The 6,544-nt window shown below is 38.5% G+C and carries 6 protein-coding genes, 1 rRNA gene and 1 pseudogene; 3 read left to right on the top strand and 5 right to left on the bottom strand.

Features of this window, described 5'->3' with window-relative positions; all coding sequences use genetic code 11:
• The 3 genes from AC3EBE_RS08040 to AC3EBE_RS08030 all read right to left on the bottom strand — a co-directional run.
• Positions 1–83 (bottom strand): 16S ribosomal RNA (locus tag AC3EBE_RS08040); the annotation flags it as partial.
• Between the two features lie 409 nt (positions 84–492).
• The gene (locus AC3EBE_RS08035; protein ID WP_488594495.1) at positions 493–624 is read right to left on the bottom strand and encodes a hypothetical protein; all 132 of its coding nucleotides are present in this window, start codon (positions 622–624) and stop codon (positions 493–495) included.
• 16 nt (positions 625–640) lie between these two features.
• Positions 641–823, bottom strand: coding sequence for a hypothetical protein (locus AC3EBE_RS08030; protein WP_488594494.1), 183 nt, complete (start codon positions 821–823; stop codon positions 641–643).
• A gap of 147 nt (positions 824–970) precedes the next feature.
• On the opposite strand from AC3EBE_RS08030, the pseudogene cypC reads away from it, so the two are divergent.
• From cypC to AC3EBE_RS08015, 3 genes and pseudogenes are all read left to right on the top strand, one after another.
• Positions 971–2,230, top strand: a pseudogene (cypC, locus tag AC3EBE_RS08025) (CYP152 family fatty-acid peroxygenase CypC).
• Positions 2,231–3,353: 1,123 nt separating this feature from the next.
• Positions 3,354–4,085: a hypothetical protein gene (locus AC3EBE_RS08020; protein ID WP_488594493.1), complete on the top strand. Its 732-nt coding sequence runs from the start codon at positions 3,354–3,356 to the stop codon at positions 4,083–4,085.
• A gap of 176 nt (positions 4,086–4,261) precedes the next feature.
• Positions 4,262–4,462 (top strand): cold-shock protein, encoded by a 201-nt coding sequence (locus AC3EBE_RS08015; RefSeq protein WP_488594492.1) that lies wholly within the window; start codon positions 4,262–4,264, stop codon positions 4,460–4,462.
• A 61-nt stretch (positions 4,463–4,523) separates the two neighbouring features.
• Here the strand turns inward: AC3EBE_RS08015 and AC3EBE_RS08010 are convergent, their stop codons facing one another.
• A complete protein-coding gene (locus tag AC3EBE_RS08010) occupies positions 4,524–5,027 on the bottom strand; it encodes a hypothetical protein (RefSeq protein ID WP_488594491.1) in 504 nt (167 codons plus the stop codon).
• 128 nt (positions 5,028–5,155) lie between these two features.
• On the bottom strand, positions 5,156–6,049 hold the full coding sequence (locus AC3EBE_RS08005; RefSeq protein WP_488594490.1) for an oxidoreductase: 894 nt from the start codon (positions 6,047–6,049) through the stop codon (positions 5,156–5,158).
• Positions 6,050–6,544 lie beyond the last annotated feature (495 nt).

The following is a 6,544-nucleotide window of genomic DNA, read 5'->3' as shown; positions in this document are numbered from 1 at the left end:
AAGCTAATGAAGATCCGCTCGACTTGCATGTATTAGGCACGCCGCCAGCGTTCGTCCTGAGCCAGGATCAAACTCTCCAAAAAAGAGTATGAGTTTAGCTCATAATTTAAAACGTTGGCTCATGATCTTCTATAATAGAAGCCATGAAAATTTATTGTTTGTTGACGCTTGTTTGTTTAGTTTTCAAAGAGCAATGTTGTTAGCTTCTCAAGGAAGCAACTTTAATATCTTACTATGTTGCTAGGTTGTTGTCAACACCATAATTTCTAAAGTGTTTTCGAAGCAAGTCATTCGCTTGCTGTTCACCTATAATAACATCAATGTTCTCCCTCAGACAACAAACAATTTATGGAAATTCCGTATGACCTACTTACTAAATTTCATTGCTGTCCGAGCAGCTAAAGTAGAATAACACTTTTAGCTAATGAAGAACAATGGTAATAAATTCATAATAGCTGCCACTAAGAAAAGATAGCGACAGCCGAAATTCATTTAATGTTTACCATCTTCCTTATTACTACTAGAAATAGGCTGATGTTCTGGTTTTTTTGGATATTCCGCAGTCCCTGAAGGAGGAGCAGTGAAATCTCCCCTCTTATCAAGATAACTTTTATCCTTTTTCATAGTTTTCTCCCTTTCTTTACATCCCTGGCTGATGTTCATTTAGCTGCTGTTCAATTGATTCGTTCCTTTCACCGCCATCGGAAAGTTCTTCCGCAAATGGATGGCTCATAATTCCCTTCTCCTCCACGAGTGTGGAGTTAGCAATTGTTTCGTTTGCTAAATTATTATTTGGAGCACTCTCTTCATTCCATTTCTTCATCTTCATTACCTCCTTCTACTTTACTATTTGTTAACTGAAAAAAAGTCATTCGATGTTTTTAGCATTGATGTTTAATATTCGGATGTGTTTATGCAGCAATAGAAAGTGTATATAAAAGAAGAACTTTGAGCGAAGGAGCAAAAAAACATGAATGAAAATATCCCACATGATAAAAGCGTTGATAACAGTATTGCTTTAATGCAAGAAGGTTACTTGTTTATCCAGAACAGAATGGATCGTTATAAAACAGATTTATTTCAAGCCAGATTGTTGGGTGAAAATGTTATTTGTATTAAAGGAGAGGAAGCAGCCAGATTATTTTACGACAATGACATATTCGAGCGAAAAGGTGCTGCTCCTAAAAGAATTTAAAAAACTCTTTTTGGTGAAAATGCAATTCAGACCATGGATGGGGATTCACATATCCAACGTAAAATCCTCTTTATGTCATTAATGACTCCCGTTCATCAACAAAGATTGGCAACACTAATAAGAGAGGAATGGCAGGCAGCGGCCTCTAAATGGAAAGGACAAAATGAAGTGGTCTTATTTAATGAGGCAAAAGCTATTTTGTGCCGATCAGCATGCTATTGGGCTGGTGTACCTTTAGACGAGAAAGAAGTTAACGAGCGTGCAGATGATTTTTATAATATGGTGGATGCTTTCGGTGCGGTTGGTCCGAGACACTGGAAAGGGCGCAGAGCAAGAACGAAAACCGAAGAATGGATTACTAACCTTATTGAAAAGGTACGTACTGGGAATGTCATAGCAACGAAGGGTTCAGCTCTGTATGAAATGGCTTTTTATAATAAACCTGATGGAACCAGGTTGGAGGCGCATATGTCTGCAATCGAACTAATAAATGTCTTGAGGCCCATTGTAGCAATAGCCACTTTCATTACTTTTTCCGTTTTAGCTCTACATCAAAAACCTTCTCTTAAACAAATATTGAAAAATCAAAGCGATGATATTTATTTGGAAATGTTTGTGAATGAAGTGAGGAGATATTATCCTTTCGGTCCATTCCTTGGTGCTAGAGTAAAGAAGGAGTTTATCTGGCAAGGAGCAATATTTAAAGAAGGAATGTTGGTACTGCTAGATTTATACGGAACAAATCATGATCCGCGCATTTGGGAAGAACCTCATGAATTCAAACCCGAGCGTTTTAAGAATTGGGAAGGAAATCTTTTCAGCTTCATCCCCCAGGGTGGTGGCGACCCCGCAAAAGGTCACAGGTGTCCAGGTGAAGGGATAACCACAGAGATTATGAAAGCTACCCTTCGTTTCATTATAAATGATATCAGTTATGATGTACCTGAACAGGATTTAACCTTTAGTTTGGTCAGGATGCCTACCCTTCCTGAGAGTGGCTTTATAATGAAGAATGTACAACAGATACAGAAATAATACGAACCTGCAGATTTAATCTGCGGGTCTTTTCTTCTCCAAAAGAATTGGCTTTGTTAAACAAGGCTGTTAATTTTCGTTCCAGACGCTTCGCATTCCTCGGAGCGTGCGGTAATGAGCCTGCTCGTCGCTCAGCTCCTGCGGGGTCTCACCTGTCCGCCAAATCCCAAAGGAGTTTGCGCCCCCTCCACTACACACAACAGCGTTAAAAAACAACTTTCAGCTTTACCAGACCAAAAGAATTAAAAATTTCACCAACATCAAAACCCATCGACCAGAGCAAATCACCTTTTACTACATTATGTGTTATTAGACTGCTGGCTTGTCCTCCCTTCCATCTGTTATATATTTTCCATGAATTAGGATACCTGAACAGAGCTTTGGTTCCTTTGAGGATATTTGCTTTTCGAAGAGATTTAAACTATATTTCACCCTTTTTCGCGCTATTCCCAAAAAGAGACTTTTCAGTAGTGAATTTTCAACGTGGATGGTTCTAATTAATTTAAAAGAACCTTTCAGTTCTTACAAATATCTTCTGGTTGGCTCTAATAAAGGTCATTAAGACCTTCCAGTCCTAAATTTTCTTCCCAGATGGCTCTAATAAAGGCTATTAGGACCATCCAGTCTTAAATTTTCTTCCTAGATGGCTCTAATAAAGATTATTAAGACCATCCAGTCCTAAATTTTTTTCCTAGATGGCTCTAATAAAGATTATTAAGACCTATCAGTCCTAAATTTACTTCCTGGATGGCTCTAATAAAGATTATTAAGACCATCCAGTCCTAAATTTCCTTCCCAGATGGCTCTAATAAAGGTCATTAAGACCATCCAGTCCTAAATTTCCTTCCTGCATATACTCTAATAAAGATTATTAAGGCCATCCAGTCCTAAATTTTCTTCCGGCATGGCTCTAATAAAGGCTATTAGGACCTCCACACAATAATCGGGATAAAAAAGCAACGGCTCTTCTGCGTAAACAGCTTGTATTTGGAAATGTTTCTAAAAAGGGACCTTTGAATCAAACAACAAGAAAGGCTAGCCCATTTTTAAAAAATAAGAAACATCCCCCTCATCTACACCGTCAAAATAAGTGAATGAATACGTTACTGAGGATGTGAGTGTATTGAAAGCTTTTATTTCCTTATTATTAATATTTAGTTTAGCCGGTTGCTCGTTCAATGAGACAGCAAATCCACCAAACCAGGAGAAACCATCTGATTCACCAAATGAAAAACCCGTATCGCCTGCACCTCCCAACAATGAAGGTTCTCCTGCAACCCCAGGTAAACCTGCAACACCCGTTAGCCCAGACCCCAACCGTGCTCATCAGGAGATTGAAATAAGTGAATTTTTCCCGTATGAAAATCAAATTAAATTTTTCGATGGGAAAGGCAATGAATTTGCACAAGAAAAAGAAATTATTTTTGAAATGCAGGGTGATTACCTCCCCACTATAGTCAGCAATGGCGGAACCAGCATGCTGAAGATTTACAAACTGACCGATGAAGGAATCTACCTTGTATACCAGCTGCCTGAATATTATGAAGAGCAGATTCCTGCACTTTCTGAATTGGAAGACGAATTCAAAGAGGTGCCTATCCTTACTAAGCCAGTGAAATCAGGGGAAATGATTAATGGGTGGAAAATCATTGATGTTGACCAAATTTTACAATTGCCAATAGGTACAATTAAAAATGCTGTAATACTAGAACAAGAAGCTGAGGACGGCAGCATCACCCGGCAGTACTGGGCACCAAAATTCGGCCTCGTTAAGAAAGAGTTCTTTATGATAGATGGTAAAGGAACAGAAACTTCCATTACCACAGAGTTGTCAGATATCACTTCTAGAAAATAATGTGCTGGTAAAAGATCTTCAAAAAACATAGTTTTCATTTGCTATTCTCGAAAATCCCTGTTATTATGAAATAGAATTATTTTTGTTCGGTGTAAAGGATTGGATATTTCGTCTTAATGATCACTTTGGGCAAGGATAGTAACATATCGTGCATGTAGCACTAGGAGGCAACAAAAATGGAACAAGGTACAGTAAAATGGTTTAACGCAGAAAAAGGTTTCGGATTCATCGAGCGCGAAGGTGGAGAAGACGTATTCGTACACTTCTCAGCTATCCAGACTGAAGGATTCAAGTCATTAGACGAAGGCCAAAAAGTATCTTTCGACGTTGAGCAAGGAGCTCGTGGACCACAAGCTGCTAACGTTGTTAAACTATAATTTATAGTTAAACAGAAAACAGACCCCTCGAGGGTCTGTTTTTTTGTCCTCTGCTGCCTGCCTAAAGTTGATCGACTATAGCTTTTTTCATTAAATACATAGCAATAACAACAAAGATCAGATTTCTCCAATTCAAGACAAGCTTATTGTTTTTTGGCTGGATAATGCCTATGGCTATGATATTCCAAAACCATTTCCGATCAGTTAGCCGGGGTCCTGCTGGCTGGGTTTGTCCTTCCCTTTTTCTATTCTCATAACGTGCCCAATAAAGGACGATGACTATATCAAGGATGGAGGACAGGGTAAGCGCGATAATAACAAATCGGTCCGATGGTATCCAGCGATCGCTTTTTGTCGCCTTTCTTTTTTCTATCTTATTTTCGTGAACACTTAATTCAGATGTAAATGTTTCTTCAAATTTCTGGATGTTTGATTTACTTTCACCAAGCTCTTTTTTTGGGCCGTTACTTGAGATAATTCCAAAAATAATTGATGACATCAGTAAAAAATAAAGTAAAAAAAATCCCCCAATTTTATAAAATTGTTTGTTAAAGTTAGGTTTCATCTGCTAACCCCTTAAAGATAAGTCTTACTTTAAGAATAGAAATATATTCCAGATGTGTCAAACATCAAAAAACCCCAGTGAAAACACTGAGGTTTAGGAAAGGTCCATATCAATACTAAATTCATCTTTTAAAATTCATATATTACCCCTGTTAACTCTTCGGATATCTCCCAAAGTTTAGCCATCGTGTCCTCATTATAAACAGAAGCTCCAGGTATCTCAATTGCCGGATTCCCTTTCCTGTTCCCTCTGCCATCCGGTCCGATATACTCGCCGCCTTTAAGGCTTTTTTTAGTGGCAGCGTAAATTGTTGGCAGCGCACCTTTTTCGGCAGGCTGGAAGAAAAGATTCATGATCCATTTCATATATCCAGGAGTAGCGGATTTCCCCAGCTTAAAAAGATTTGTATTCGAGATTCCGGGGTGGCATGCAATGCTGATGGTCTGTATCCCATGCTCCTTAAGGCGCAGATCCAATTCCTTGGCGAACAATAAATTCGCAAGCTTGGTTTGTCCATAAAACTTCATCGGTTTATAACCTTTTGAACCATCCAGATTTTCGAAGTCTATAGTAGCTCCCCGGTGGGCAATGCTGCTTAAAGTAATGACACGAGAATCCGGGGTGTTTTTCAAAAGAGGAAGCAAAAGTCCGGTCAAGGCAAAGTGACCTAAATGGTTACTTCCAAATTGCAGTTCAAAGCCGTCTGCCGTCTTGCCATAAGGAGGAATCATTACACCGGCATTATTAATTAATATGTCTAATTGGTAAAAACGTGAACTATACTCAGCTGCAAAACGGCGAATGCTGCTAAGGTCTGCAAGGTCAATCTCCATTAAATCAATTTTTGCTGAAGTATTTTCCATTATTAATGAATTTAAGGCTATTTGGCCTTTTTCCAGATTGCGTACGGCCAGGATCACATGCGCTCCCCTGGCAGACAGTGCTTTAGCTGCTTCGAATCCAATTCCGCTGTTCGCGCCGGTGATAATCATCATTTTTCCATTTAAATTCTCGTCTGACAATGTTTTTGCACCTCTATGTCTATTATTCTTTCCAACAGTTTACCACTCCATCTCTCAATATGTTATTTTTAAATGCAATTTTTGGACATTGATATAAATATGTTCTGTGATTCTGGAGTCTATGTTATACTCAGATTACCGTTTTCTTATTTGCTTCATTCCCCGCTCTTCTTTAGGAGCGGGGTTTTTTATTTTATCCTTCTTCTTATTCAGCTCATTTTAGTCGAGTGTATTGTAATCGTTTTCCTCTCTAATGCCTAATCTCTATCAATTCTGCCTCCTGCTCTCCTAAGCTTGCAGGTTTACTCCTACATTACGCCAACTTAATTTGTTTTCCTCTTAGCTCACTTACGTACCCATCTGCCTTTATGTAGAGATGTTACTAATTGGGCATTATATCCATTGAACTTTTAAGTAAACGAGGTATAATTCATAGTAAACTCATAGGATTAATGAATAAAATTTGAGGAGGTTTTTTGTTTTGAAACTTTTCAA

The sequence above is a fragment of the Mesobacillus sp. genome (assembly GCF_057785455.1).
This window is presented reverse-complemented; position numbering and strand designations above follow the sequence as displayed.

What these genes read in the sequence shown, in the direction of transcription:
- AC3EBE_RS08030 (WP_488594494.1), bottom strand. Translation starts at nt 823, where the DNA reads ATGAAGAAATGGAATGAAGAGAGTGCTCCAAATAATAATTTAGCAAAC.
- AC3EBE_RS08035 (WP_488594495.1), bottom strand. Translation starts at nt 624, where the DNA reads ATGAAAAAGGATAAAAGTTATCTTGATAAGAGGGGAGATTTCACTGCT.
- AC3EBE_RS08010 (WP_488594491.1), bottom strand. Translation starts at nt 5,027, where the DNA reads ATGAAACCTAACTTTAACAAACAATTTTATAAAATTGGGGGATTTTTT.
- AC3EBE_RS08015 (WP_488594492.1), top strand. Translation starts at nt 4,262, where the DNA reads ATGGAACAAGGTACAGTAAAATGGTTTAACGCAGAAAAAGGTTTCGGA.